The organism is Pseudomonas sp. TUM25319, from assembly GCF_056388475.1.
Map to the genome: position 1 here is coordinate 4,635,857 of NZ_CM150751.1, position 24,283 is coordinate 4,660,139.

Consider the following 24,283-nt stretch of genomic DNA (forward strand, 5'->3'; position numbering starts at 1 on the left):
ACCGGCAACGCCGACTCCCGCACCTTGTGGGAGCCGGCATTGCCGGCGATGAGGCCCTCGAATCCGCCTACCGGTTCAAGCCCGCCGCCTGCTCGAAGGCATAAGCCGCCCGATAGATATCTCCCTCGCCGAAGTACCGCCCTACGAGTTGCAGGCCGATCGGCAACCCGTCGTGCTCACCACACGGAATCGACATCGCCGGATGCCCGCTGGCGTCGAAGCCGCAGGTGTTGCCGATCATCTCGAACGCCCGGCCCAGGGTCTCGTCCAGCCCGGCATCGGCCGGCGGCAACGGCGTGGCGCGCAGCGGCAGGGTCGGCAACAGCAGCAGGTCGAATTCCTCGAACAGCTCGTCGTAGGCGGCCCGCAGCGCGCGGGCGAGGTTCTGCGCCTTGCCGTACAGACGGCCCTGATACTGACGGTTGATGTACTCGCCCAGGATCAGGGTGGTCTTGACCGTGTCCGGCAGGTCGTCCGGGCGCTCGCGCCAGCTGGCGTGGTGCCCGATCATGCCGCCCAGGTACAGGCCGCGCCAGTTGAAGCCGTGGCTGTTGCCTTTCATCATCTGCTGCGTCGCGCCCTCGGCGGCGATCGCCAGCCAGATGGCCGGGCCGACGCTGTGCAGGGGGAGCGACACCTCCTGCACGCTGGCACCCAGGCCACGCAGTATCGCCGCCGCCTCGCGCACCGCCTCATCCACGGGCGCCTCGGAATTGGCGTGGCCGAAGCCCTCGCGCAGCACGCCGATGCGCAGCCCGGCCACACCGCGGGACAGCGCCTCGACGTAACCGCCGACTTCGCCGACGAAGGCCTGGCGCGGGTCGAGGCCATCGACACCGGCCATCGCCTCCAGCATCAGCGCGTTGTCTCGCACGTTGGCGGTGATCGGCCCCAAATGGTCGAGGGTCGTCTCGATAGGCATGGCGCCGGTGTAGGGCACCAGGCCGTGGGTAGGTTTCATGCCGTAAACGCCGCAGTAGGCGGCAGGAATGCGCACCGAGCCACCCTGGTCGCTGCCCACCGCCAGCTCGACCTCGCCCGCCGCCACCAGCGCCGCCGAACCGGACGACGAGCCGCCGGCCGAATAGCCATGCCGCCTCGGGTTGTGCACCGGGCCACTGGCGGAGGTGTGCGACCCGCCGGAGAAACACAGTGCCTCGCACACCGACTTGCCGGTGATGGTGGCGCCGGCATCGAGCAGGCGGGTGACCACCGTGGCGTCCACGTCCGGCTCGTAGCCGTCGAGGGTGAAGGTGCCGTTGAGCATCGGCAGGCCGGCGACGGCAATGTTGTCCTTGATCGCCACCCGCTTGCCCGCCAGCGGGCCGGCGACCTGGCCGCGGATCACGGCCCGGCACTGCCAGGCACCCAGCGGGTTTTCAGCGCTGTCGGGTCGGTACACATCCTGGCGCGGGTAACGCACCGCGGGCAGAAAATCGGGCAACGCGTCGAGCTGGTCGTAAGCATCGAAATTGGCCTGCAAGGCGGCGTGGTAGGCCGTCAGTTGCGCGGGCGTGAGGGTGATGCCGAAGTCGGCGGCGATACCGTCGAGTTCGCTGGGATCGAGTCTGCGAATGGCCATGGAAATTCTCGCTTGGAAGAAAAAACGGTGTGGCAGGGGCTGGTCGTCCATAGGGGGCCTGCCACACCAAACGCTGTCGGTCAGGCCTGGAGCAGGTAGCCGCCGAACAGATCGACCACCACCGTGCCGTCGTCCGCGGCATCGCCCCATAGCTCCTGGGTGGTGAACAGAACGTGATAGGTGGGCTCGTTCGGGCTTTGCCCGCCGTGGCCCACCGCATCGGGGAACGGCCAGGCGTGAGTGGTGCGGTGCAGCACCACGCCGCGCTTGCCGCGCACATAACCCGGCATGCGGATATGGCCACTGACGAACTCGTCGCGCACCCGCACCTCGGCGCCCACGGCGAACGGCTCGCGCGGCGGCTGTGCCTCGCGACCGGGGCCGAGCGGCAAGGCCAGCGGGTAGGCGCCGCCGGCCAGTTGCGCCAGGCGCTGCTGCTCCAGCGCACCCTTCTCGACGAACAGCGAGGCGGTGCCGACGACGATGCGGTCGTAGTAGCTAGATGTCAGGTACTGGCGGGGCTCCATGCGCTCGATGGCATGGCGCAGCTCATCGACGTTGAACAGGCCCAGTTCGCCTGCACCGAGGAACAGCAGGCTGTAGCCCAGGTGTTCCCAGTCTTCGTGGAATACCGGCTTGTAGCTCAGGGAATTGGCGATGTGCGCCACCGGGCCGAACCCTTGCACACCGCCCAGGTCATGAATGCCGTCCATCGTCAGTGCCCTCCCTTGCCGTGATCGGCCCGCACGCCGACCTCGGGCCGGGCGATGCCGATCAGCACGTCCTTGGTCACCAGGCTGGCAAGATCCTCTTCGGTCCAGCCCTCGGTGCCTTGCGGACGCATCGGCAGGACCATGTAGCGGGTTTCGGCGGTGGTGTCCCAGACCCGGATCGCCACGGTTTCCGGCAGGTCCAGGCCCATTTCCCGCAGCACCGTGCGCGACTCGCGGACCACCCGCGCCCGGTACTCGAAGCTCTTGTACCAGTCCGGCGGCAGCCCCAGCACCGGCCAGGCGGTGCAGGAACACAGGGTGCAGACGATGACGTTCTGCAGGGTTTCGGTGTTTTCCAGGGCAACGATGTACTCGCCCTGCACGCCGGTGTAGCCGAACTGGTCGCAGGCGGCGGTGCCGTCGCGCAGCAGCAGTTCGCGGTAGGCCGGATCGACCCAGGCGCGGGCCACCACGCGGGCGCCGTTGGCCGGGTCGAAATCGTTTTCCATCACCTCGGTGAAATGCTCGACATAGCCGTCGGGCACCAGGCCCTTCTCTTCCAGCGCCTGCTTCAGGGCAAAGGCGCGATCGGCTGCGGACGCCATGGCGCCGCCGTTGTGATTGCTCATGGTGTTCTCCTTGGCCGCACCGGCTCAGACGCCGCGCAGCAAGCCGGTGCCGGCATGGCAGTTGATGTACTCGTAGTGCTGGTCTTCGGCGCGCAGCACGCTGACCTCGTGATAGCCCTTCCACTTCAGCTCGCCCTGAAGGCTCTGGACCATGCGCATGAAGGTGCCGAAGATCTCGATATGGGTCGGGTGCGATTCGGACCAGCGCTCCAGGTGCGACATGGAGCGCCAGTGACTCACCGAGAAGCTCTTCTCCTCGCGCTGGCCGCGGGCGTCGATGTGGTTCATGTAGCGGTTGCTGTAGCACCCCACCGGCAAGCCGTCGTCCCGCAGGAAGTCCATGCCGGCACGCAGTACCGGCTCCATCTCGCCGAGGTACAGGTCGCGCTCCTTGTCCACGGTTTCGCTCCAGTCCTGGCCGGAACGGATGATCACCAGGTTTTCGTGGCCACCGACCCGTACCCGGTTCGACCCGCGGCTGGCGCTCAGTTCGCCGGAAGGCTGCATGGCGTCGGTCTGCGACAGCGGCACGCGGTCGCGCATCGAGCCCCAGTAGCCGTGCTCCTGGATTTCCCCGCTGCGCTCACCCATCGCCAGGCCCACGCCTTCCATGCCGACGGGCATGGCGTAGAGGGTCTCGAAGCGCTCCACGCCGGGCGTGGCGATCTCGCGGAAATAGCCGAGACCGTCGCTGCCACGCTGTTCGCCGTTCCACCAGGCGTCCACCTGCGCGTCGGCCTCCCAGCGGGCGAAGGTCGCCGGGTTGTCCCAGTAGGCAATGGCGACCATGTTGTCGTAGCCGGCGGCGTCGACGTAATGGGCCATGTCGTAGTGCTGCGGGCCGTTTTCCAGGCCCAGTTGGCCGACGATCTGGCGCAGTGCGCCACACACCGCGCCCAGCTGGCGTTCGCCCTTGCCCTGCACGCCCAGGTAAGCCATGACGTAGTGGGTGATGCTGGCGTCGGCACGGCCGACCCAGGCCGGAAACGGCGGCGCATAGTCATCGTCGATACGGCGTGCGCGCAGGCGCGGGCATATCAGGTGTTTGTCGATTGCGGATTCCATCGGGCTGACCTCGTTTTTTTGTTGTAAGGGACAGGGCTAGAAGATGTGGGCGTAGCGCAGGTTGAGGCGGAAGTCCTCGCGCGGCCCGTTCTCCACGGCCAGGTCGCGCCCCAGTTGCAGTTGCAACTGATCCTTGGGGGTGAAGAAGCGGGTCGCGGTGAAACGCAGGTTGGTGGTGCGCTGGCGGTTGTCCTGGTCAAGCCCGGCGACTTCGGTCTCGCCGCCCCACAACTGGCCGACGCCCACCGCCAGCGCCGTGGCCGGGTCGGGCATGTAGCGGCCCATCAGTTGCGCACCGTAGGACACCTTCTGCTTGAGGGTCGCGGACGCCGGGCCGTAGTCGTCGTTGTCGCCGTACCAGATGGCATCGCCGATCACGTCTACGGCCCACTTGTCGCCGAAGTGCTTGATGTAGGCGCCCTGGAAATCCACCTTCCAGCGGTTCTCGCCGAGGTTGAGGGCATCGTCCTTGTCGTAGCTGCCACTGGGCACGTAGAGGTAGGCGTTGATGCTGAGGGTGTCGCGGGCGCTGTTGAGCAGCCACTTGATCGGCGCGGTGAGGATCAGGTCGCCGACACCGCTGGTGCTGCCCAGGGCGGATGCGTCGGCGCCGCCAGAGACATGGCCGAAGGGCAAGAGGAACTGCGGATCGACGGTGACCTTGTCGTTCACCTGGATGACGTGGAGCAGACGCAGGATGCCGATATCGGAGGTGAGGTTGAAGTCGGAGCTGGCCGAATGGCCATCGACACGCAGGGCGTCAGTGGTGGCGTGCTGGTAGTAGATCGCGCCGATGGTGGCACCGGCGGGGTATTGCTCGTAGTCGCCCGGCGCCACCTCCACCGCCATGCTGGAAAACGACACGCCGATCAACACCAGACCACAGATCACGGAATGCTTCAGTTCGCAAAACGAAAGGCTTGTTCTTTTCATGATTCTTGCCTTGAGTCAGGGCCCTCTACGGGGCATTCGGGTTGCAGGCTGTCCTGGCCAGGTTCCTGCAGGGAAACAGGACCGACGACCTCCCCGCCGCCGGTGACTCAAGGATGAGAGTCCGGGCGCCGCGCTTCTTGGCTGAAACGGAACAAAAACTGTGCTCGGTCGGCCCTTGCGTCCGATGCGGTGGCAGGTGGGGGTTGGCTGGTGTATGAATGAACGTGCAGCTATCGGGGAGCCTGCGAAGGGCCGCAAAGCGGCCCCCAACCAATCCCCCGGACCTGAACCTGACAGGTCCGGTCGCCACCAGGGAACGGGCCACGGCGGGCTGAGGATTCATCCTGAGAAAAAATCCGATAACTGGGGTGTTTCGTCGATGGTCAAGGCATCACACGCGGGGCTTGCGTCCCCCGCCAACTGGGCGAGCGACAGCATCGAGCTGGCGACCCTGAGCAACAGCTTCAACGACCGGGTGGACTACTGGCGCGAGATGATCCTGCGGCTGTTCGCCGATGTGGAAATCGGCGCCCTGCCCAATCCGGCCTTCTACGGCAAGGTGCGCTCGCAGAAATGCGAGCTGCTGCGGGTCAGCGATGTCGGCGCCGCCGCCCAGGCGGTCAACCGTCGCCACCTGCAACCGCGCTGTCGCGACGAAGACAAGTACTTCGCCGTGCTCATGCTCGAAGGCCACGAATGCCTCGAACAGGGCGACAGCCGTGCCCGCATCGGCCCCGGCGAATTCTCCATCTACGACGCCACCCGCCCCCACCACCTGACGTTCGACAGCGACTGGCGGCAGATCATCGTCAGCGTGCCACGGGCCAGCCTCAACCAGTTGGTGGTGGACATGGAATCGCGTACCGCCACCCGCGTGCCCCTCGACACCCCCACCGGCCGGGTGCTGCGGGCATTTCTCGAGACCCTGTCGTCGCAGATCGGCCAGTTCACCCCGGCGGAGATGGCGCGGCTGTCGGAGTCGGCCACCCACCTGATCGCCCTGACCCTGGGCAACCTGCAGTCCGGGGACACCGAGCACAGCCGCACCCAGGCCCTGACATTGACCCGGATCAAGCTGTACATCAACGATCACCTGCGCGACCCCGGCCTCAACGCCCAGCAGGTCGCCTGCGCCATCGGTCTGTCCAGCCGCTACATCGGCAAGTTGTTCGAGCGCGAGGGCAGCTCGCTGATGCGCTACGTCCTGCGCCGGCGCCTGGAACGCTGCGGCGCCGAGCTGACCAACCCGCTCAACGCCGGTGCACGCATTTCGGAACTGGCCTTCGCCTGGGGCTTCAACGACCTGTCCCACTTCAGCCGGGTGTTTCGCGAGTTCTATGGGGTGTCGCCGAAGGAGTGGCGCGAGGCCCAGGCGCTGCGGCCTTGAGGCTTGTCATTGGGTGGACTGCCCAGTGAGCGAACTTGCTCGCGAAGAGCCGCCAGGCGGCCCCAATAGCTGCCGGCTGCATCGGCTGGGCCCAGCTCACCGATTCGGCGTTCCGGGTGGGCAAGGAATACCTGAACCTGTCTCTCTCGCATGCGCTGAATAAAGTCACCGACGGTACCGTGAAGCCTCTGGTCAGGCATTGCAAAACCTGTAAGATTGCCGCGCCTTTCCTTCAACCAGAATGCCCCGACGCCATGACCCTGGCCCGCCGACATAAATCGCTGATTGCCTGGGCGCTGTATTTCAGCGTCCTGCTGAGCTCCGTGCTGTGCGCCATCGGCCACGGGCAGATGGCCGGGTTGCAGCTCAGCGGCCTGGACGGGGCGTTCTGTTCGGTCAGCAATGACCACGGCGTGCACACCAACCTCGACGACGCCGGCATTCCCATGAACATGAGCGGCGACAGCGGTTGCGCCGTGACCAGCCTGTTCAGCGCCATCATCCTCGCCGCCCTGTTCGGTCTGCTCGGCCTGATGGCCGGCGACGCCGTGCGGCCGCTGCCGCTGCTGGATATCTCCCGCTCGCCGCGCCATCGCTGGCCGCTGATAAACCCCCGCGCCTCCCCCGTTTCGCTTTCCTCGCACTGACATCGCCGCAGACGCGGCCTTTCAACGACAAGCCAGGAAGCACCTCATGTTTCGCCTGACCACTCTGGCGCTGCTGATCAGCAGCGCAACCTGCGCGTGGGCGCAGGAAGACAGCCTGACCCTGCCCGCCAGCACCATTACCGCCAGCGCCGACGAACCGGTGGACAGCACCCGCCTCGATCTCGATGCGCCCATTGCCAGCGGCTCGCGCCTCAACCTAAGCGCCCGGGAAAACCCGGCCTCGGTGAGCGTCGCCGACCGCCAGACCATGCAGCACATCGGCGCCCGCAACTTCCAGGACGCCGCCAACGCCCTGCCCGGCGTGAACGCCTCGGCACCGCCCGGCTGGGGCGGTTTCGTCGCCTACCGGGGCTTTACCGGCGCGCAGATCGGCCAATTGTTCAACGGCATCAACCTGCAATACGGCGCCGCCGGACGGCCGGTGGGCGCCTGGATCTACGACCGCGTCGAACTGCTCGGCGGGCCGTCGTCCTTCCTCAACGGCAGCGGCGCGGTAGGCGGCAGCCTGAACTTCATCACCCGCCTGGCCAGCCGCGACGAAGACAGCTTCGAAGGCCGGGTCAGCTACGGCCGCTACGACACCCGGGAAACCGCCATCGGCCTGAACAAGGCCCTCAACGACGGCGACGGCCCGCGCCACTACGCACGCCTGGACTACAGCCGCACTGCCAACAATGGCTACATCGACCGCCAGGAGAACGACGCGGGCAACCTGGCGTTCTCGCTGCTGAGCGATTTCAACGACCGGCTTACCCACACCCTGGCGATCGAGTACCTGGAAGAGCAGGAAGACAGCCCCTACTGGGGCACCCCGGTGCTGCGGCCACTGGGCGGCACGCTGCACATCGACCAGCATGACCGCTTCGCCAACTACAACGTCGAGGACGGCCGCTACGAGCAGCGCACCCGCTGGCTGCGCTCGATCACCGACTACCGCTTCAGCGACACCACGCAGTTACGCAATACCCTTTACCACTACGACGGCCAGCGCGATTACCGCAACCTGGAGGTGTACCGCTACAGCGACGACAACCGCCAGGTACTGCGTTCCGGCGGCTACCGCCAGCGCCACGACCAGGAAGTGAACGGCGACCGCATCGAGCTGACCCACGCCGGCGAGCTGTTCGGCCTGGCCAGCGACTGGGCCTTCGGCCTGGACTACAACCGCAACCAGCAGACCAACTACCCGCTGTCCAAGGGCGCGTTCGACACGGTGACGCCGGGCAGTTTCGAGCCCGGTCACTTCCTCGACATTCCCGGCATGGACGCCCCGCGGGTCAAGGGCCGCAGCACCTGGACCGACACCTCGTCGGCCTTCGTAGAAAACCGCACGCGCCTTACCGAGCAGTGGTCGCTGGTGTCCGCGCTGCGCTATGACCATCTGGATTTCGAGGTGGTGGACCATGCCGCCCGCACCCGTCTCGACCGACGCTGGGACGCCTTCACCGGACGCCTCGGCCTGGTCTACGACATCAATCAGGACATCAGCCTCTACGGCCAGTACAGCACCTCCGCCGAACCACCGGGCGGCACCCTCACCAGCGCGTCCATCGCCCAGGTCGGGGACCTGGACCTGAGCACCGGCCGACAGTTCGAAGTGGGCAGCAAGTTCGACTTCGCCGAAGGACGCGGCAGCGCCACGGCAGCGGCCTACCGCATCGTGCGCAAGAACATCTCGGTGCCGTCTTCCAGCGTGCCCAACACCACCGACCAGGCTGGCCAGCAGACCTCGACCGGCATCGAACTGGCGGCCTCGTTCAAGTTCACCCCGACCGTGCTCGCGGCGGGCAACTTCGCCTGGGTGCGCGCCGAGTACGATGAGTTCAACGAAAGCGTTGGCGGCGTGTTGTATTCACGCAAGGGCAAGACCCCGGTGAACATCCCCGACCGCGTCGCCAACCTGTGGTTGACCTGGGACGTGGCACCGGACTGGCAGACCGGCGTGGATGCGCGCTACGTGTCGGCGGTGTACGCCAACACCGCAAACACGATGTGGGTGCCGTCGTATACGGTGTACGGCCTGTTCGTCAGCCACGACCTGGACAAGCACACCCGCCTCAGCGCCCGGGTGCGCAACCTGACCGACGAGGTGTACGCCCGCTTCATTCACCAGAGCAACACCCAGTACTACCTGGGTGAGCCGCGCAGCCTGGAGGTGGCGGTGGACTGGAAGTACTGAAGCGCAGCGATGGGGCCCGATCAGGCAACCGTGTCGGCTGCAATGGCGCCATCGCTGGCAAGCCAGCTCCCACAGGTTACGAGCCAGACCTCGTTGCTGCGGTTGGCCCGGAACCTTGTGGGAGCTGGCCTTGCCAGCGATGGGGGCCGATCAGGCAACTGTGTCGGCTGCAATGGCCCCATCGCCGTCTCCCCCATCTCGCCGCTGGAAGTGGAACAGGTGCTGCTCAAACACCCGGCGGTGGAACTGGCCCAGGGCAGCGAAGCGTCCGTCGACGACCTGATCGGCTTCTGCAAGGAGCGCTGCGCCAACTTCAAGGTGCCGCGCTTTCTGGCCATCGTCGACGACTTCGAAAGCATCGGCATGACCGGCTCCAGCAAGGTGCAGAAAGGCCGCCTGCGCGAGCATGCCCTGAAGCAGTTCGGCCTCGGCTGAACCACCCCGTCACTCCCCGCGAAAATACCTGCGCCCGTTCTCCCTGAGCAGCGTCACCATCGCCTCGGCGGCGGGCGGCAGGTAAGCCCCGGCGCGCACCGACACTGCCACGGTACGGCGCATGGTGGTTTCCTCCAATGGCACCTCCCGCAGCCAGGCGGTGCCATGGCCGTGCTCGAGGGTTTCCCGGGCCACGAAGCTGAGCAAGCGGGTCTGGGCGATCAGCCGTGGCAGCAAGGAAATGGAGTTGGTCTCCACCTGCACCACCGGCGGCGGCAACTGGTTGGAGGTGAAGGCATTGTCGATCCAGCGCCGCGCCGTCACCGTTGGCCCGGCGAGCACCCAGCGGTACTGGCACAGGTCCTTGAGGGTGATGGGGCCGTCGAACACCGGGTGATCGACGCTCGCCACCACCACCGCCTCGTCTTCAAGGATCGGCCAGGTCTCGAAATCGGGGTCGTTGACGATCAGCGGGCGGATGATGGCGTCCAGTTGACCGGCCCGCAGCGACGCCTTGAGCACATCGTCCTGGGCAATGGACAACGTCAGGGTCAGTTCCGGGGCACGCTCCAGCAAGGACGCGGTGAGCTGCGGCAGCAGGTGCTCGGCCATGCTGGCGGCGCAGCCCAGGCGCAAGGTGCCCACCAGGCCGCTGGCGAAGTCGCGGACCTCGCGCTCGGTCTCGGCAATGCTGCGTTGCAGCTCGCGACCACGGGCCAGCAGCAGTTCGCCGACATCGGTCAGCTTGATCCGCCGGCCGTCACGCTGAAAAAGCTTGGTACCGAGGGATTCTTCCAGGCGCTGGATGCTTTTGCTCAGCGCCGGCTGGCTGCGGTTGAGCTTTTGCGCCGCGCGGCCCAGATGGCCGAGGTCGGCGATGGTTTCGAAATAGGTAAGGTCGCGCAGGTCCATGATTCATGAATTTCAGTTATGGATTCATCAAAAGTAGAAAATAGACTTGATGAATCGCGGCGTCGATAATTTTCTCTGCCCGCCGCGCAATCCTTCGCGCGGCCCCTCTGTCCCGGAGGATCCAGACGTTGCAAAACCCTCGCGCTGTTCGCCCTTCCCGCTTCCCGCTGTTCCAATGGCTCGCGCTCATCGCCTGTGCGGGTGCTGCCGGCCAGTCGCTGCACGCCCTGTCGGTGCCGGCCGGTCTGTTTCTCGGCCCGATGCTGGTGGCCATTGCCTTCGCCGTCTCCGGCGTGCGCCTTTCCCTGCACCGCCAGGTGTTTCGCTTCGGCCAGGGCTGCGTCGGCCTGCTGGTCGCCCACTCGGTGACCTGGTCGGTGCTGGTCGCCCTCGGCCAGTCCTGGGAAGTGATGCTGTTCGCCACCTTCCTCACCGTGGCCCTGAGCGCACTGGTGGGGCTCGGCACCGTGCGTTTCGGCGGCATCCCCGGCAGCACCGCCGCCTGGGGCACCGCACCGGGTGCGGCCTCGGCGATGGTGTCGATGGCCGAAGACAACGGCGCCGACGCCCGTGTGGTGGCGACCATGCAATACGTGCGGGTGGTGTGCGTGGTGATGATTGGCTCGCTGGTCAGCCATCTGCTCGGCGCCGGTGACATGGCCGGTGCCGCCGATCGCGCGCCGGACGTGGTCGATGCCACCCAGTGGGGCGACCTGCTGCTCAGCCTGGGGGTGATCCTGGTGGGGGTGGCCGTGGGCTCGAAGATGCCGGCGGGCGCACTGCTGATGCCGCTGCTGCTGGGCGCCGCGTTGCAACTGAGCAGCCTGCTGACCATCACCCTGCCCAGTGGCGTACTGGCCTTCGCCTACGGCGCCATCGGCTGCTACATCGGCCTGCGCTTCGACCGCCAGACCGTGCGCTACGTGTGGAAACGCCTGCCGACCATGATCGCCGGCGCGGTGGCGCTGATCCTGCTGTGCGCCGCCGGCGCCTGGGTGCTGGCCAAGGCGGTGGGCAGCGATTTCCTGTCGATGTACCTGGCCACCAGCCCGGGCGGGCTGGATGCGATGGCGATCATCGCGGTGGAAACCCATGCGGATGTGGGGATGGTCCTGGCGATGCAGACCTTGCGGCTGTTCGGGGTGATCCTGACCGGTGCGTGGTGTGCGCGGCAGATCATTCGGTTGACCCGGGCGTGAGGTTGCGAGTCAGGCGTCCAGGCGCTCCTGGGCGATCAACAGCTCCCGGTTGTCGCCGCCCAACAGACTGGTGGCCTGGGCCGCACGCTTGAGCAACAGGGGGCTGGCGGCCTGCAGTTGCTCCTTGTTGAAACGCTCGGCGGGACCGGACAGGGTCAAGGCCCCCTTGAATTCGTGACCGACACCAAACACCGGCGCCGAGATGGACGAGGTTTCCGGATCGCGCTCGCCATGGGATGTCGCCCAGAAACGCGCCCTGACCTCTTCCAGGCCACGATCGGCCGGCGGCCCGAACGCCCGCAGCACCTTGCCCGACGCGCCAGCGTGCAAGGGGAAACGGTCGCCCTCATGGATCGAGAAGCGCACTGCCCGCTTGGGTTCGACGCGGAACAGCACGACCCGGCTGTCGTGCTCGATCACATAGAAGGACGAAGTCTCGCCGGTTTCTTCGGTCAGGGCTTCCAGCACCGGATAGATGGCATCGCGCAGACGGAACGATGACTGGTAAAGCTGGGCCAGACGCAACGGCTCATGGCCGATGCTGTAGAGCCCATCGGCCTGGCGGCGGACAAAGCCGGCCCGCTCCAGGGAGCTCATCAAGCGCAGGATGGTGCTTTTGTACAGGCCGGTGCGCCGGGCGATCTCGGCCAACGGCAAGGTACTGCGGTCGGCATCGAATGCTGCGAGGATGGCGAAAGCCCGATCGACGGCGGCAACACCGCCGTCGGAGGGGCTTTTGGCGTCGGCAGGAACGGAATCGTTGGTGGAAGGCATCTGGTCTCAGGCTCGCTCGTGTGAGGGGCACCGGTCTCCCGGAAAGCGGGATAGAGTACCCGCAACCCTTGGGGCAGACCAGTCTGCCCCACAGAACGATGTTCCGCGCACCGCTCAGGCGTCGCGCATGAACAACCGTAACGACAGCGCCATCAATGCGGCGACAAAGAGGATGCAGCCCATCACCATCAGGCCGGCAGTAAAGGACTGGGTGTAATCCTTGAGAAAACCCATCAGGTACGGACCGACGAAGCCGCCGAAGGCACCGATGGAGTTGATCAGGGCAATGCCGCCCGCCGCCGCCTGCCCCGACAGGAACCTGGCCGGCAGGGTATAGAAGATGGTCTTGGCGGAAATGGTGCCCACCAACGCCAGCGTAATGCCCAGCAGCGCCGGGATCAGCGCGTCCATGTTCACCGCGAAGATCAGGGCAAGACCGGCCAGCACCAGCGCGATGACCAGGTTGAGGATGCCTCGACCGCTGCGGTCGACATGGCGGGCCCAAAGCAGCAGGCCGATTGTGGAGAAGAAATACGGCACTGCCGCCACCCAACCGATCAGCCCGAGCTCGACACCCTGGGCCTTGAGCATCTGCGGCAACCAGATGCCGATGCCGTAAGTCCCCACGGTGAAGCTGAAGGTGATGGTGCTGAGAATCCATACCCGTGGATCTTTCAGCGCTGCGCTGAAACCGTGTCTTTTGTCAGCCCTGGCCTTTTCCTGGTCGAGCATCCCGGTGAGCGCGTCACGCTCCTGCGGGGTCAGCCATTTGGCCTCGGCCGGGCGGTTGGCCAGCACCTTGAGGGTGATCAGCCCGAGCACGCAGGCCGGCAGCCCTTCGATGATGAACATCCACTGCCAGCCCGCCAGCCCGAGCATTCCGTGCATCTGCAACAGCCAGATCGACAACGGGCCACCCACCAGGAATGAAATCGGCGTGGCCACGGTGAACCAGGCCAGCACCCGGGTGCGGTACTGCAGCGGGAACCACAGCGTGAGGAAGAAGATCACCCCCGGAAAGAAACCGGCTTCGGCGATGCCCAGCAGGAAGCGGACGATGTAGAAACTCCAGGGCCCGACCACAAAGGCCGTGGCCGCTGCAGCGATGCCCCAGGTGATCATGATCCGCGCCATCCACAACCGCGCACCGAAGCGGTACATGGCCAGGTTGCTCGGCACTTCGCACAGGCAGTAACCGACGAACATGATGCCGGCACCCAGGCCGAACTGGGCGGCCGTCAGCCCCAGGTGATCGGTCATCTGCAGGGCTGCGTAACCGACGCTGGTGCGGTCCAGGTAATTGAAGAAGTACGCCAGCGCCAGCAGCGGAATCAGGCGCCAGGCGGCCTTTCTCATGGCCTGGCGCTGCAACGGCGTGATCGTCTCGGGATGCGGCATGGACAGGGGGGTATCCGGGGTCGTGACGGTTGCCATGACTCTAGCCTCGCTATTGTTGTTATGGGGACCGCGACAGGCGGGTTATTCAGGCGTTCTTCACCAGGCCCGCGGTTTCCAGCCGGGCAATGGACTCGGCGTCATAGCCCAGTTGGCCGAGCAGCTCCCGCGAGTGGCTGCCCAGGGCCGGCACATCGAGGCGGGTGCCGAAGCGCTGGCCATCCATTTCGAACGGCAGCATCGGCACCTTGACCTGCTCGCCATCGGGCAGGGTCAACTGCGCCATGCCGCCGGAAGCGTTCAGGTGCGGGTCGTCGAACAGGTCCTGTGGTCGCTGGATCGGCGAGAATGGCAGGCCCGCCGCCTCGCACAGCGCCATGACCCGCGCCTTGTCCATGACCGCGATGCGCGCACGCACCCTCGGCAGAATCCGCTCGCGGGCCTGGACACGCTGATTGTTGCGGGCCAGGTCCGGGTCGTTGCCCAGTTCGGGAAAATCAAAGGCCTCGCAGAAGGCAGTCCACTGGCTGTCGCTCACCACACCGATGAACACCTGCTCACCGTCTTGCGCCGTTTCGAACACGTCGTAGACGGCCCAGGCCGAAATCCGGCTTGGCATCGGCGCGGCGGCCTTGCCGGTGACCACTTGCTGCATCATGTGCTGGCCGACGAGGAAGGCCGAATTCTCGAACAGACCGGTCTGCACGAACTGGCCACGACCGCTCTCTTTGCGCTGCAACAATGCGGCGAGAATCGACACCGCGCTGAACATGCCGCCCATGACGTCGTTCACCGAGGCGCCGGCCCGCAGAGGGCGCCCTACCGGGCCGGTCATGTAGGCCAGGCCGGTCATCATCTGCACCACCTCGTCCAGCGCCGTGCGCTTTTCATAAGGGCCTGGCAGAAAACCCTTCATCGAGCTGTAGATGATGTCCGGCTTGATGGCTTTCACCTGTTCGTAGCCCAGGCCAAGTTTCTCCATGGCGCCGGGCCGGAAGTTCTCGGTGACCACATCGGCGGTGGCCAGCAGCTTCTTCACGGCGGTCATGCCCTCCTCCGACTTGACGTCCACGGCGAAGCTTTTCTTGTTGCGGTTGTAGGTCATCCAGTACCCCGCACCCGAGCCCATCAGGCGGCGTGTGTTGTCGCCTTCAGGCACTGGCTCGACCTTGATCACCTCGGCGCCGAGATCGGCCAGCAACAGGCCGCAGGTCGGGCCCATGACCATGTGGACGAACTCGACCACGCGAATACCGGCCAGCGGCAGGTTGTTTTCTGGGTGCGGGCTCATACGGCCTCCTTCGCATAGGTGAAGTTCTTGCCGACGCCGGCATCCGGAATGAAGCCGTATACCGGTTCGTCCGGCAGGCCCCGGCGCAGCCAGTCGCGCGCAGCGACCAGGCGCTCGATATCCACGCCCGTGCGCAGCCCCATGGACTCCAGCAGGTACACCAGGTCCTCGGTGACGATGTTGCCCGAGGCGCCCGGCGCGTATGGGCAGCCGCCCAGACCGCCCTGTGAGCCGTCGAAGGTGGTGACTCCGGCTTCCAGCGCCGCCACCACATTGGCCAGGCCCTGACCCCGGGTGTTGTGAAAATGCGCGCTGCCGGCAAGCGCGCCGATCTCCTGGCGCAGGCGAGTGAACAAGCGGCGGACCTGGACCGGATTGGCATAGCCCACGGTGTCCGACAGGCCGACTTCATCGACCCCCAGCTCAGCCATCTTCAGCGACAGCGCCAGGGTTTCATCGTCGGTGACCACACCCTGCAAGGTGCAGCCAAAGGCGGTGGACAGGCCCGCCTCGATCTGGACGGCGGGAAAACACGCGTTGCGCAGGGCGACTACAGCCCGGACTTCGTCAAACACCTGGGCGTGGGTCTTGCGGATGTTGGCGATGGAGTGCTGCTCGCTGACCGAAACGGGCAGCGTGATCTTGTGTACCCCGGCATTGAACGCCGCCTCGGCACCCTTGAGGTTGGGCACCAGCGCAGTGACGTGCAGGCCCGGCAATGTCAGCGCATGAGCAACCACCTCGGCGGCGTCAGCCATTTGCGGCAGCAGCTTGGGCGAAACGAAGGAACCGACTTCGATCTCCTTCAGCCCGGCACCGGCCAGGGCGCTCAGCCATTGCAGTTTGAGTGCGGTCGGCATGCTGGCCTTGACGCTTTGCAGGCCGTCCCGCGGCCCCACTTCACTGACCAGGATGTCGATGTCTGTTGTGTTTTTCACTGAGGTTCTCCTCACCGGGTGGAGAGCCTGTTCGAACGTTCATGCAATGCGGCAACGGCAGAAATGTGCTGAATTGTTATGATTGTTCTGTCAGGCAGAATTATGTTCTGCTTTCAGTATTCTCCTGAAACTCACATCCTGTCAACGTCTTGACAGCATCGTGAATTGGCTGGAAAGTGTTCCATCAAATGCAACACAGTTCTATCAGACAGAACAATCAAACTAAAACAATATCGCCCCGGCGACGTACACTGCTCCACATTCCTTCAGGCGCTCGCCGCCTGAATCGGAGCATCGTGCCCGCCCCTACATGGAGAATCGCCATGAGCCTGTATGCCCCTCCCGAAGACCGCGCTACCGAAGTCTTCAGCCGACTGCCAAACGAGTTCTGGCGAGAGGGCGACTCGGACTGGGTGCGCGCCAACAAGCCCGGGCAACAGGTAGCGAGCTTCCTCGAAGGCCCATCGTTCGACCGGGACGGCAATCTCTATGTAACCGACATCCCCTACGGACGGATCTTTCGCGTATCGCCCGCCGGCGAATGGGAACTGGTCATCGAGTACGACGGCTGGCCCAACGGCCTGAAAATCCATCGTGACGGGCGTCTCTTCATCGCCGACTACAAACACGGCATCCTCGTGCTCGACCCTGTCAGCAAGCGCCTCGAACCGTTTCTCACCCATCGCCGCAGCGAAGGCTTCAAGGGCGTCAACGACCTGTTCTTCGACCGTCACGGCCACTTGTACTTCACCGATCAGGGCCAGACCGGCATGCACGATCCGAGCGGCCGGGTATTGCGTTACGACCTGGACCTGGGGCGCCTCGACTGCCTGCTGGACAACGGCCCGAGCCCCAACGGCCTGGTCATGGACCTGGACGAAAACGCCCTGCTGGTAGCCATGACCCGTGGCAACGCCGTGTGGCGCCTGCCACTCCAGGCGGATGGCAGCACCAGCAAGGTGGGTGTGTTCACCGCCATGGCCGGGGGCGTCAGCGGTGCCGACGGCATGGCGCTGGACCAGGCCGGCAATCTGTTCGTCTGCGATGCGGGCAATGGCTGTGTCTGGGTCTTCGACCGCCATGCCGTACCGCTCTATCGCCTGCGAGCCTGTACCGGAGGCCGCACCCTGACCAACCTGGCCTTCGGCGGCGAGGACAACCGCAGCCTGTTCATCACCGACTCGGCCACCGGGCACATCCTCAAGACGGTGATGGAGCACCCGGGCAAGCCGATGTTCTCCCACCAGGCCCACTGATCCACCCCAGCCAGACCGGTGCGCCCGGCGCACGGGCGTCGTTCGCCCGCGAAAAAGCCGCCGCATCAGCCCTTACCCATACAAGACAGACAATAACGAGGGACACATGCTGACTCTGCTGAGCTACACCATGATCGTCTGCTTCATGTACCTGATCATGAGCAAACGCCTGTCACCGCTGGTGGCACTGACCCTGGTACCGATCGCCTTCGCCTGCCTGGGCGGCTTCGCCACCAAGCTTGGGCCGATGATGTTCGACGGCGTGAAGATGCTCGCCCCCACCGGCATCATGCTGACCTTCGCCATCCTGTACTTCTGCATGATGACCGAGGCCGGACTGTTCAATCCGCTGATCAAACTGATCCTGAAGATCGTCAAGGGCGACCCGCAGAAGATCGTCCTCGGCACTGCGGTACTGGGCATTTGCGTAGGCCTCGACGGCGACGGCGCCACCACCTACATCATCACCACCGCCGCCCTGCTGCCGCTGTATCGCCGTACCGGGATCAGCCTGCAGGTGATGGCCACCGTCCTGCTGCTGACCATCGGCGTGATGAATATCCTGCCCTGGGCCGGCCCCTTCTCACGGGCGGCCAGCGCCATGCACATGGACATCACCGAGCTGTTCATCGAGATGCTGCCGATCATGGTCGCGGGCCTTGGCTGGGTACTGTTCGCCGCGTTCCACCTGGGCCGCCGGGAACGCCGTCGCCTGGGTGTCCTCGAACTGGACCATGACGAAGGCATGGAGCACTTCACCGAATTTCGCCTGACCGACTGGCGCTTCCTGTTCAACGCCACGCTGACCGCCAGCCTGATCATCCTGATGATGCTCAATGTCATGCCGATCTCGGTGCTGTTCATGATCGCCCTGGCGCTCGGCCTGATGGTCAACTTCCCGACGCTCAAGGAACAGAAGGCGGTGATCGGCAAGCACGCGGACAACGTCCTGGCCGTCACCCTGCTGATCTTCGCCGCTGGCATCTTCGTCGGCGTGATGTCCGGCACCGGCATGGTCAAAGCCATCTCCACCAGCCTGGTGACGGTCATTCCCGAGTCTGCCGGGCACTTCATGTCGGTGTTCACCGCGTTCATCAGCATGCCGTTCACTTACGTGCTGACCAACGACGCCTTCTACTTCGGCATCCTGCCGATCCTCGCCGAGACCGCCAGCCACTACGGCATCGACGGCAAGGAAATGGCCATCGCCAGCCTGATCGGCCAGCCGGTCCACCTGCTCAGCCCGCTCGTGGCGTCGACCTACCTGCTCTGCGGCCTGCTGGACCTGGACTACGGCGACAACCAGCGTGCCTGCATCACCTGGAGCATCGGCACCTGCGTGGTGATGTTCATCGCCGCCGTGGCCCTGGGTTCCATCACCGTTTTCAACTGACTCCCCAATAACAGACACGACCCGGCCATCTCCACGGATGGCCCGTCGCGCCGCGTCCCGAAGAACGCCATGGAGCACACCATGAAACACACTACCGCCCTGTCCATTCCGGCTCTGCTGGGCCTTTGCAGCCTCGACGGCACCGCGTTGGCGGACGGCTTTCTGCAAGACAGCAAGGCCACCCTGCAGACCCGCAACTTCTACCTCAACCGAGACTTTCGCGACGGCACAGGCCAGAACAAACGGGAGGAATGGGCCCAGGGCTTCGTCCTTGACCTGCAGTCGGGCTACACCCCCGGCGTGATCGGCGTGGGCGTCGATGCCCTTGGCATGCTCGGGCTGAAGCTGGACTCGAGCCCGGACCGCACCGGCACAGGACTGCTGCCGACCCACGATGATGGCCGCGCGCCGGATGAATATTCCAAGCTGGGGCTGACGGCGAAACTGCGCGTCTCGGCCAGCGAACTGAAGATCGGCACACTGGTTCCCGACCTGCCCACGGTGCAGGCCAACAACGGCAGGCTATTCCCGCAGACCTTCCGTGGCGGCCTGCTCACCGCCAATGAAATCGACGGGCTCACCCTCACCGCCGGACGCCTGGACCGTGTCACCGATCGCGACCAGACCGCCGCGCAGTCTCTGCTGCTGAACAACAAGAACAGTCGGTTCAGATCAGGCGTGAGCGCGGATCACTTCAACCTGGCAGGCGCGGACTATCAGTTGAGCAAGAGCCTCACCGCCAGTTACCACCTGGGCGAACTGGACGACGTCTACCGCCAGCACTTTCTCGGCCTGCTCTCATCCACGGCTCTTGGCGAAGGAAAACTCAAGGCCGACCTGCGCCTGGCCCTGAGCGATGACCAGGGCGCGGCGAGCGCCGGCAGGATCGACAACCGTGCACTGGGCGGCATGCTCACCTACAGCCTCGACGGCCACAGCCTGGGGGCGGCCTATCAACGGATGTCCGGCGACACGGCCTTCCCCTACCTCGACGGCGCTGATCCGTATCTGGTGAACTTCGTGCAGATCAATGACTTCGCCGGCGCCGGGGAAAAGTCCTGGCAACTGCGTTACGACTTCAACTTCATCAGCCTCGGCGTGCCAGGGCTGACCTTCATGACCCGTTACATCCAGGGCCACGACGTGCACCTGGCCAACGGTAGCGAGGGCCGGGAACGGGAGCGCAACACCGAACTCCAGTACATCGTCCAGCACGGCCCGCTGAAGAACCTCGGCATTCGCTGGCGCAACGCGAGCTACCGCTCGGACTTCAGCCGGGGCGCGGACGAGAACCGGTTGATCGTCAGCTACAGCATTCCGTTGCGTTGATGGAGATCGGCCTCCACGGTCTTCCTCTACCCGCAAATCCTGTTGAGTGATCAGTGCTGCGCGTCCAACGGGATCACGCAGGTGTCCTGAGCATCAACGCAGCACACAGCACCAGAAACACACAAAAGGCTTCTCGGGCAACGTATGGGCGAGCCTGACACCCCAGGTGACACTCATCAGCCCACCTATTGCCATGGGGATGTCGACATGCCAGTCGACATGCCCGTGCAATGCGTAGGTAATCAGCGTGACGCCCGTGCTGGATACGGCGAGCGCCAGCGACAACCCTTGGGCAACACCCTGCCTAGCACCGAAGACGGTCGACAATGCACCCTGCCCCATCCGCTGGAAAGGTGTCGCATAAAGCAACGAAAACCCGGCAATTTCCGGCTTTCTTGTAGGCAATTTCCCAAGCATACTCCCGCGCCGTATCAGCCGTTGCGCTCTTGGGAAACGCTGCCTACTCTCCGTCGGTCGTTGCACATCAACGACCGGCTTTGACAGGCCGCGATAGCATGAGCGCTGGTCACCCTCAATGGCGGCTGTGCGTGTGGGCGCTTTCGGGCGCGCCAGGGTTTCATGCTGCCTGGTCTGTCAACCCGCGCACAGTTGCCACCCTCCTGTTTGACAGCCGGATCGTGGCATCTCACTCCATCAGCATGAGATACGCCTATGAAAAAGCTCGTTCCCGATCCACCCCGCACCACTCACACCGCCTTTGGCTCCTGCAACGGCCACCACCCGCCCCTGTTCGCCGTCTGCGCCGACGCCGATTTCCGCGATGCTCTGGTCCACCTGTCGGCCTCCCTGACCTCCGCCGCCGAAACCAATCTCCAGCTCAGCGAACTGGTCGATCGGAAATTCAGCGATCTGGCCTGGGCCACCCAGCAGTCACTGGAAATGGGCCAGGCGCTGGTGGTGTCCATGTTGAATAGCGGTTGCGAACAAACGCGGGAACAGAGCACCTGACGGAAGATCGGGTCGGGACTGCCGGGTGCATGTCTGGAGCGCTAAAAAATCTCCACCCATGCACCCGCCTCCCCATCACTCCCCCTCCCGCAACGCCAGCACCCCCACCGCCAACACCGACGCCACCCCACAGAACACCCAGGTCCACTGCCAGCCCCCCGCCAACGCGGTCAGCTTCGCCAGCAACGGCGGCAGCGAAAACATTCCCAGCGACGTCAACTGCTGCACCCGCCCGACCGTCGATGCAATCCGCTGCGGCGTCGGCGCCGCCTTGACGGCCAGCAGGAACAGGCTGCCGGGAATCAGCCCGCCCAGCGCCGAAAACAGCAGCAAGGCAACAAACTGCGCCACCGGCAACCCGCTGCTCCACGGCGAAAAGGCGACGACGCTCATGGCCGCCATGCCGAAATACCCCACCCGCAACACCAGGCTCACAGCAACGCTGCGGTGCAGCAGCAGCGCCGCACACACACTCCCGACGATATTCGCCAGCGCAGCGCTGGCGCAGAGCATTCCGATCAGCACCGGGCCGGCGCCCAGGCCGGCGAAGATAGTCGGCAAGAAGCCGATCACCGCCAGCCATTGCCCGGCGTACAGGGCAAAGCCGATCCCCACCAGCCACGCATCCCGGCCCTGAAGCAGTTGCCACAAGCTTTCCGCCTTCGTTTTCACCCGCACGGGATCAGCCGGCACGCCCAGCAGCAACAGCACGATCATCAACGCCGAACCCAACGCCGGCAGGGTCCACCACAGGCGCCAGCCAAACCACTCGATCGCCAGCGGCCCGCCGAGAAACGCCGCCGCCGTACCGACCGCCACATAGCAGCCCCACAACCCCATGCTGAACGACAGCCGCTCCTCCGGCACCACCCGCCGCAGCAGGCTCGGCGTGGGCAGCGTGACCATCAGCAGGCCGAGACTCTCCACCGCCCGCAGGGCCAGCAGCGTTTCGGCATTCTGCGCGGTGGCGCCGATCAGGCTGGCGGCGGTCAGCAAGACCTGACCGCAGACGATGCTGTTGCGCGCCCCGAGCCGGTCGCAATAGAAGCCCATCAGCAGCCCCAGCAACATCCCCGCGCCCTGCATCAACGACAGCAGAAACCCCGCCGTCACCAGCGACAGGTCCAGCTCATCGCGCAAGGCGGTGATGGCGGGCGACACCTTGCCCAGATGGCCAGCAGCAATGACGCCCGACAGCATGGCGATGCCGGCGGCGCGTGGAAGGGTTCGGATCATGGAGAGGCCTGCGCCAGAGCGGTGGAAAGGCGCTCAGTGTGACGTCAGGCGCAGAAAAGGTCTGATCAGTTTCCCTGACTTGAGGGCATACTCTGAAACCTGTATTTCACCAGGCGACCTTTCATGGAAAATTCGAATCAACTGGATGCCCTCGACCGCCGCATCCTCCGCGCCCTGCAGGCCGATGCCAGTCTTAACGGCACGGCACTGGCCGAGGCGGTGGACAGCTCGCCGGCCTCCTGCTGGCGGCGGGTGCGGGCGCTGGAGGAGCGCGGCATTCTCCAGGGCACGGTGCGCCTGGTGGACCGCCGCGCGGTAAACCGCGATGTCGATGTGATGTGCTCGCTGCGCCTGAAAAGCCACGGCGAGCAGGACGCCGAAGCCTTCGAGCGCTTCGTCGCCCTGCAGGACAACATCCTCGAGTGCTACACCGTGTCGGGCGAATGGGACTACCTGCTGCGCATCGTCGCCGCGGATATCCGCGACTACGAGGGCTTCCTGATGCGCACGCTGCTGCGTCACCCCTCGGTGGCGACCGCCAGCTCGCAGTTCGCCCTGTCGCGGGTCAAGTACTCGACGGCGGTGCCGGTGTAGCGGCGCACGCCGCCGCTTCGATCCCCCGGCGAATGCACTCGGCGAACACCGGCTCGCCGAGGTAGGCCACGTTCAACCGAGTCCACGGCGTCACGCCCTTCTGGTTGGCCTGGAAGATCGCTCCCGGCGCCAGCATCACACCCCTGCCCTGCACCTCGCGGGTGAAGGACGCGGTGTCGTCGATCCCCGGAAAGCGCGCCCACAGGTACAGGCTCTGTTCCGGCCGGCAGAACACCTCGGCGCCGAGTTCGTCGAGCACCTGCAGGCCACGGGCGGTGGCCTCGCGCACGCGATCCTGCAGGCGCATCAGGTGGCGCAGGAAGTGGCCTTCGCCCAGGATCACGTCCACCGTGCGCTCGCACAGTTCCGAGCAGCTGGTGTGAAGCATCATCTGCAGGTCGGCCAGCTCGTCGATCATGTCCTTGCTGCCGGCGATGTAGCCGACCCGCAGCGCCGCCGACACCGATTTGGAGAAGCTGCCGATGTACAGCGAGCGGCGCAACTGGTCCAGCGCCGCCACCTTGAGCGCGGAGCTTGGCTTGAAGTCGGCCAGGGCGTCGTCTTCCACGAGGATCAGGTCGTGGCGCTCGGCCAGTTGCAGCAGGCGATGGGCCTTGGCCGGGGAAATATCGGAGCCGGTGGGGTTGTGGCACACCGACTGGATGAAGAAAAGCTTCGGCCGCTCGCGCTGCAACAGGGCTTCGAGGGCATCCATGTCAGGGCCGTCGGGCTGGCGCGGTACGCTGAGCAGGCGGGCGCCTTGCAATTGCAGCTTGCCGAACAGCGGGTAGTAGCCGGGGTTTTCCACCAGCACCGCGTCGCCGGGCACGACGAAGCGGCGGATGATCAGGTCCAGGGCGTGGTTGGCGCCGTGGGTGGTGACGATCTGCCGCGGCGTGGCGCTGATGGCGTAGCTCGCCAGCTTGCGCACCAGGCTCTGGCGCAGGGCCGGGTTGCCGAGGCGGTTGCCGTAGCGGAACAGGTTGCCGGCGCCGCTGCGCATCACCTGGCGGGTGAACTTGTCGAGGCGCATGTCCTGCAGCCAGGCCACCGGCGCAAAGCCCTCGCCCAGCGGCGCCAGCCCCGGCTCGCGGACGAACTGCTGGCGCATCATCCAGATGGTGTCCATGGCCCGGGTGTAGGGCGGCGTTTCATCCGCCTCGGCCGCCTGCACCAGCACGCCGACGAAGAAGCCCTGGCCGTGGCGCGCCTCCACCAGGCCCTTGGAAGCGAGAATCTCGTAGGCAGTGATCACGGTGTTCTTCGAATGCCCGTGCAGACGCATGTATTCCCGCAGCGATGGCAGGCGGTCGCCGGCCTTGAGCACGCCAGCGCGGATCTGCTGCTCCACCGAATCGGCGACCTGCTGGGCAAGGGTGACACGAGCCATCGACGAACTCCTCGGT

22 protein-coding genes and 1 pseudogene are annotated in these 24,283 nt (G+C 65.4%); 10 read left to right on the forward strand and 13 right to left on the reverse strand.

The features are described from left to right. Positions 1-67: 67 nt before the first annotated feature. The 5 genes from AC05QJ_RS21090 to AC05QJ_RS21110 form a co-directional block, all read right to left on the reverse strand. A complete protein-coding gene (locus AC05QJ_RS21090) occupies positions 68-1,582 on the reverse strand; it encodes an amidase (protein ID WP_476743218.1) in 1,515 nt (504 codons plus the stop codon). A gap of 80 nt (positions 1,583-1,662) precedes the next feature. Next, entirely contained in the window at positions 1,663-2,295 is a 633-nt protein-coding gene (gene nthB, locus AC05QJ_RS21095) for a nitrile hydratase subunit beta (protein ID WP_476743219.1), read from the reverse strand. A gap of 2 nt (positions 2,296-2,297) precedes the next feature. Further along, positions 2,298-2,924 (reverse strand): nitrile hydratase subunit alpha, encoded by a 627-nt coding sequence (nthA, locus tag AC05QJ_RS21100; RefSeq protein WP_476743220.1) that lies wholly within the window; start codon positions 2,922-2,924, stop codon positions 2,298-2,300. Between the two features lie 24 nt (positions 2,925-2,948). Continuing rightward, positions 2,949-3,989 (reverse strand): phenylacetaldoxime dehydratase family protein, encoded by a 1,041-nt coding sequence (locus AC05QJ_RS21105; protein WP_476743221.1) that lies wholly within the window; start codon positions 3,987-3,989, stop codon positions 2,949-2,951. A 36-nt stretch (positions 3,990-4,025) separates the two neighbouring features. After that, positions 4,026-4,838 (reverse strand): transporter, encoded by an 813-nt coding sequence (locus AC05QJ_RS21110; RefSeq protein WP_476747981.1) that lies wholly within the window; start codon positions 4,836-4,838, stop codon positions 4,026-4,028. A gap of 463 nt (positions 4,839-5,301) precedes the next feature. Here AC05QJ_RS21110 and AC05QJ_RS21115 point away from each other — a divergent pair, with 463 nt between their 5' ends. The 4 genes from AC05QJ_RS21115 to AC05QJ_RS21130 all read left to right on the forward strand — a co-directional run bounded on the left by AC05QJ_RS21115 (position 5,302) and on the right by AC05QJ_RS21130 (position 9,591). Further along, positions 5,302-6,309 (forward strand): AraC-like ligand-binding domain-containing protein, encoded by a 1,008-nt coding sequence (locus tag AC05QJ_RS21115; RefSeq protein ID WP_476743222.1) that lies wholly within the window; start codon positions 5,302-5,304, stop codon positions 6,307-6,309. 254 nt (positions 6,310-6,563) lie between these two features. Next, positions 6,564-6,956: a DUF2946 family protein gene (locus tag AC05QJ_RS21120; RefSeq protein ID WP_476743223.1), complete on the forward strand. Its 393-nt coding sequence runs from the start codon at positions 6,564-6,566 to the stop codon at positions 6,954-6,956. Positions 6,957-7,002: 46 nt separating this feature from the next. Continuing rightward, complete coding sequence (locus AC05QJ_RS21125; RefSeq protein ID WP_476743224.1) at positions 7,003-9,156, forward strand: TonB-dependent receptor; 2,154 nt, start codon at positions 7,003-7,005, stop codon at positions 9,154-9,156. Positions 9,157-9,273: 117 nt separating this feature from the next. Beyond that, positions 9,274-9,591, forward strand: coding sequence for a hypothetical protein (locus AC05QJ_RS21130; RefSeq protein WP_476743225.1), 318 nt, complete (start codon positions 9,274-9,276; stop codon positions 9,589-9,591). Positions 9,592-9,600: 9 nt separating this feature from the next. Here the strand turns inward: AC05QJ_RS21130 and AC05QJ_RS21135 are convergent, their stop codons facing one another. Continuing rightward, positions 9,601-10,503 (reverse strand): LysR family transcriptional regulator, encoded by a 903-nt coding sequence (locus AC05QJ_RS21135; protein WP_476743226.1) that lies wholly within the window; start codon positions 10,501-10,503, stop codon positions 9,601-9,603. Between the two features lie 128 nt (positions 10,504-10,631). On the opposite strand from AC05QJ_RS21135, the gene AC05QJ_RS21140 reads away from it, so the two are divergent. After that, entirely contained in the window at positions 10,632-11,702 is a 1,071-nt protein-coding gene (locus AC05QJ_RS21140) for an AbrB family transcriptional regulator (RefSeq protein WP_476743227.1), read from the forward strand. A 9-nt stretch (positions 11,703-11,711) separates the two neighbouring features. Here AC05QJ_RS21140 and AC05QJ_RS21145 read toward each other — a convergent pair whose 3' ends face one another. From AC05QJ_RS21145 to AC05QJ_RS21160, 4 genes are all read right to left on the reverse strand, one after another. Continuing rightward, positions 11,712-12,476 (reverse strand): IclR family transcriptional regulator, encoded by a 765-nt coding sequence (locus AC05QJ_RS21145; RefSeq protein ID WP_476743229.1) that lies wholly within the window; start codon positions 12,474-12,476, stop codon positions 11,712-11,714. A gap of 114 nt (positions 12,477-12,590) precedes the next feature. Next, positions 12,591-13,910 carry an MFS transporter gene (locus tag AC05QJ_RS21150; protein ID WP_476743230.1) on the reverse strand — a complete coding sequence of 440 codons (1,320 nt, stop codon included), beginning with the start codon at positions 13,908-13,910 and terminating at the stop codon, positions 12,591-12,593. Between the two features lie 49 nt (positions 13,911-13,959). After that, entirely contained in the window at positions 13,960-15,162 is a 1,203-nt protein-coding gene (locus tag AC05QJ_RS21155) for a CaiB/BaiF CoA transferase family protein (protein ID WP_476743231.1), read from the reverse strand. Continuing rightward, on the reverse strand, positions 15,159-16,100 hold the full coding sequence (locus AC05QJ_RS21160) for a hydroxymethylglutaryl-CoA lyase (RefSeq protein ID WP_476743232.1): 942 nt from the start codon (positions 16,098-16,100) through the stop codon (positions 15,159-15,161). Before AC05QJ_RS21160 ends, AC05QJ_RS21155 begins: the two co-directional genes overlap by 4 nt. 323 nt (positions 16,101-16,423) lie before the next feature. On the opposite strand from AC05QJ_RS21160, the gene AC05QJ_RS21165 reads away from it, so the two are divergent. The 3 genes from AC05QJ_RS21165 (at position 16,424) to AC05QJ_RS21175 (ending at position 20,078) form a co-directional block, all read left to right on the forward strand. Continuing rightward, the gene (locus tag AC05QJ_RS21165; protein WP_476743233.1) at positions 16,424-17,356 is read left to right on the forward strand and encodes an SMP-30/gluconolactonase/LRE family protein; all 933 of its coding nucleotides are present in this window, start codon (positions 16,424-16,426) and stop codon (positions 17,354-17,356) included. 106 nt (positions 17,357-17,462) lie between these two features. Then, a complete protein-coding gene (locus AC05QJ_RS21170) occupies positions 17,463-18,749 on the forward strand; it encodes a CitMHS family transporter (RefSeq protein ID WP_476743234.1) in 1,287 nt (428 codons plus the stop codon). An 81-nt stretch (positions 18,750-18,830) separates the two neighbouring features. Further along, the gene (locus tag AC05QJ_RS21175) at positions 18,831-20,078 is read left to right on the forward strand and encodes an OprD family porin (RefSeq protein ID WP_476743235.1); all 1,248 of its coding nucleotides are present in this window, start codon (positions 18,831-18,833) and stop codon (positions 20,076-20,078) included. Between the two features lie 73 nt (positions 20,079-20,151). Here the strand turns inward: AC05QJ_RS21175 and AC05QJ_RS21180 are convergent. Then, positions 20,152-20,405: pseudogene (locus AC05QJ_RS21180) on the reverse strand (TSUP family transporter); the annotation flags it as partial. 345 nt (positions 20,406-20,750) lie between these two features. Between AC05QJ_RS21180 and AC05QJ_RS21185 the strand changes: the two are divergent. Beyond that, complete coding sequence (locus AC05QJ_RS21185) at positions 20,751-21,047, forward strand: DUF3077 domain-containing protein (RefSeq protein ID WP_476743236.1); 297 nt, start codon at positions 20,751-20,753, stop codon at positions 21,045-21,047. A 75-nt stretch (positions 21,048-21,122) separates the two neighbouring features. Here the strand turns inward: AC05QJ_RS21185 and AC05QJ_RS21190 are convergent, their stop codons facing one another. After that, positions 21,123-22,283 carry an MFS transporter gene (locus AC05QJ_RS21190; protein WP_476743237.1) on the reverse strand — a complete coding sequence of 387 codons (1,161 nt, stop codon included), beginning with the start codon at positions 22,281-22,283 and terminating at the stop codon, positions 21,123-21,125. Positions 22,284-22,406: 123 nt separating this feature from the next. Between AC05QJ_RS21190 and AC05QJ_RS21195 the strand changes: the two genes are divergently transcribed. Beyond that, positions 22,407-22,877 (forward strand): Lrp/AsnC family transcriptional regulator, encoded by a 471-nt coding sequence (locus AC05QJ_RS21195; RefSeq protein WP_476743238.1) that lies wholly within the window; start codon positions 22,407-22,409, stop codon positions 22,875-22,877. Here the strand turns inward: AC05QJ_RS21195 and AC05QJ_RS21200 are convergent. Beyond that, positions 22,849-24,267: an aminotransferase-like domain-containing protein gene (locus AC05QJ_RS21200; protein WP_476743239.1), complete on the reverse strand. Its 1,419-nt coding sequence runs from the start codon at positions 24,265-24,267 to the stop codon at positions 22,849-22,851. The genes AC05QJ_RS21195 and AC05QJ_RS21200 overlap by 29 nt on opposite strands. Positions 24,268-24,283: the final 16 nt, after the last annotated feature.

Coding starts and splice junctions, on each gene's coding strand:
- AC05QJ_RS21120 (WP_476743223.1), top strand. CDS start 6,564: ATGACCCTGGCCCGCCGACATAAATCGCTGATTGCCTGGGCGCTGTAT.
- AC05QJ_RS21195 (WP_476743238.1), top strand. CDS start 22,407: ATGGAAAATTCGAATCAACTGGATGCCCTCGACCGCCGCATCCTCCGC.
- AC05QJ_RS21090 (WP_476743218.1), bottom strand. CDS start 1,582: ATGGCCATTCGCAGACTCGATCCCAGCGAACTCGACGGTATCGCCGCC.
- AC05QJ_RS21170 (WP_476743234.1), top strand. CDS start 17,463: ATGCTGACTCTGCTGAGCTACACCATGATCGTCTGCTTCATGTACCTG.
- AC05QJ_RS21165 (WP_476743233.1), top strand. CDS start 16,424: ATGAGCCTGTATGCCCCTCCCGAAGACCGCGCTACCGAAGTCTTCAGC.
- AC05QJ_RS21125 (WP_476743224.1), top strand. CDS start 7,003: ATGTTTCGCCTGACCACTCTGGCGCTGCTGATCAGCAGCGCAACCTGC.
- AC05QJ_RS21185 (WP_476743236.1), top strand. CDS start 20,751: ATGAAAAAGCTCGTTCCCGATCCACCCCGCACCACTCACACCGCCTTT.
- AC05QJ_RS21155 (WP_476743231.1), bottom strand. CDS start 15,162: ATGAGCCCGCACCCAGAAAACAACCTGCCGCTGGCCGGTATTCGCGTG.
- AC05QJ_RS21200 (WP_476743239.1), bottom strand. CDS start 24,267: ATGGCTCGTGTCACCCTTGCCCAGCAGGTCGCCGATTCGGTGGAGCAG.
- nthA (WP_476743220.1), bottom strand. CDS start 2,924: ATGAGCAATCACAACGGCGGCGCCATGGCGTCCGCAGCCGATCGCGCC.
- AC05QJ_RS21115 (WP_476743222.1), top strand. CDS start 5,302: ATGGTCAAGGCATCACACGCGGGGCTTGCGTCCCCCGCCAACTGGGCG.
- AC05QJ_RS21105 (WP_476743221.1), bottom strand. CDS start 3,989: ATGGAATCCGCAATCGACAAACACCTGATATGCCCGCGCCTGCGCGCA.
- AC05QJ_RS21135 (WP_476743226.1), bottom strand. CDS start 10,503: ATGGACCTGCGCGACCTTACCTATTTCGAAACCATCGCCGACCTCGGC.
- AC05QJ_RS21150 (WP_476743230.1), bottom strand. CDS start 13,910: ATGGCAACCGTCACGACCCCGGATACCCCCCTGTCCATGCCGCATCCC.
- AC05QJ_RS21190 (WP_476743237.1), bottom strand. CDS start 22,283: ATGATCCGAACCCTTCCACGCGCCGCCGGCATCGCCATGCTGTCGGGC.
- AC05QJ_RS21145 (WP_476743229.1), bottom strand. CDS start 12,476: ATGCCTTCCACCAACGATTCCGTTCCTGCCGACGCCAAAAGCCCCTCC.
- nthB (WP_476743219.1), bottom strand. CDS start 2,295: ATGGACGGCATTCATGACCTGGGCGGTGTGCAAGGGTTCGGCCCGGTG.
- AC05QJ_RS21110 (WP_476747981.1), bottom strand. CDS start 4,838: ATGGCGGTGGAGGTGGCGCCGGGCGACTACGAGCAATACCCCGCCGGT.
- AC05QJ_RS21175 (WP_476743235.1), top strand. CDS start 18,831: ATGAAACACACTACCGCCCTGTCCATTCCGGCTCTGCTGGGCCTTTGC.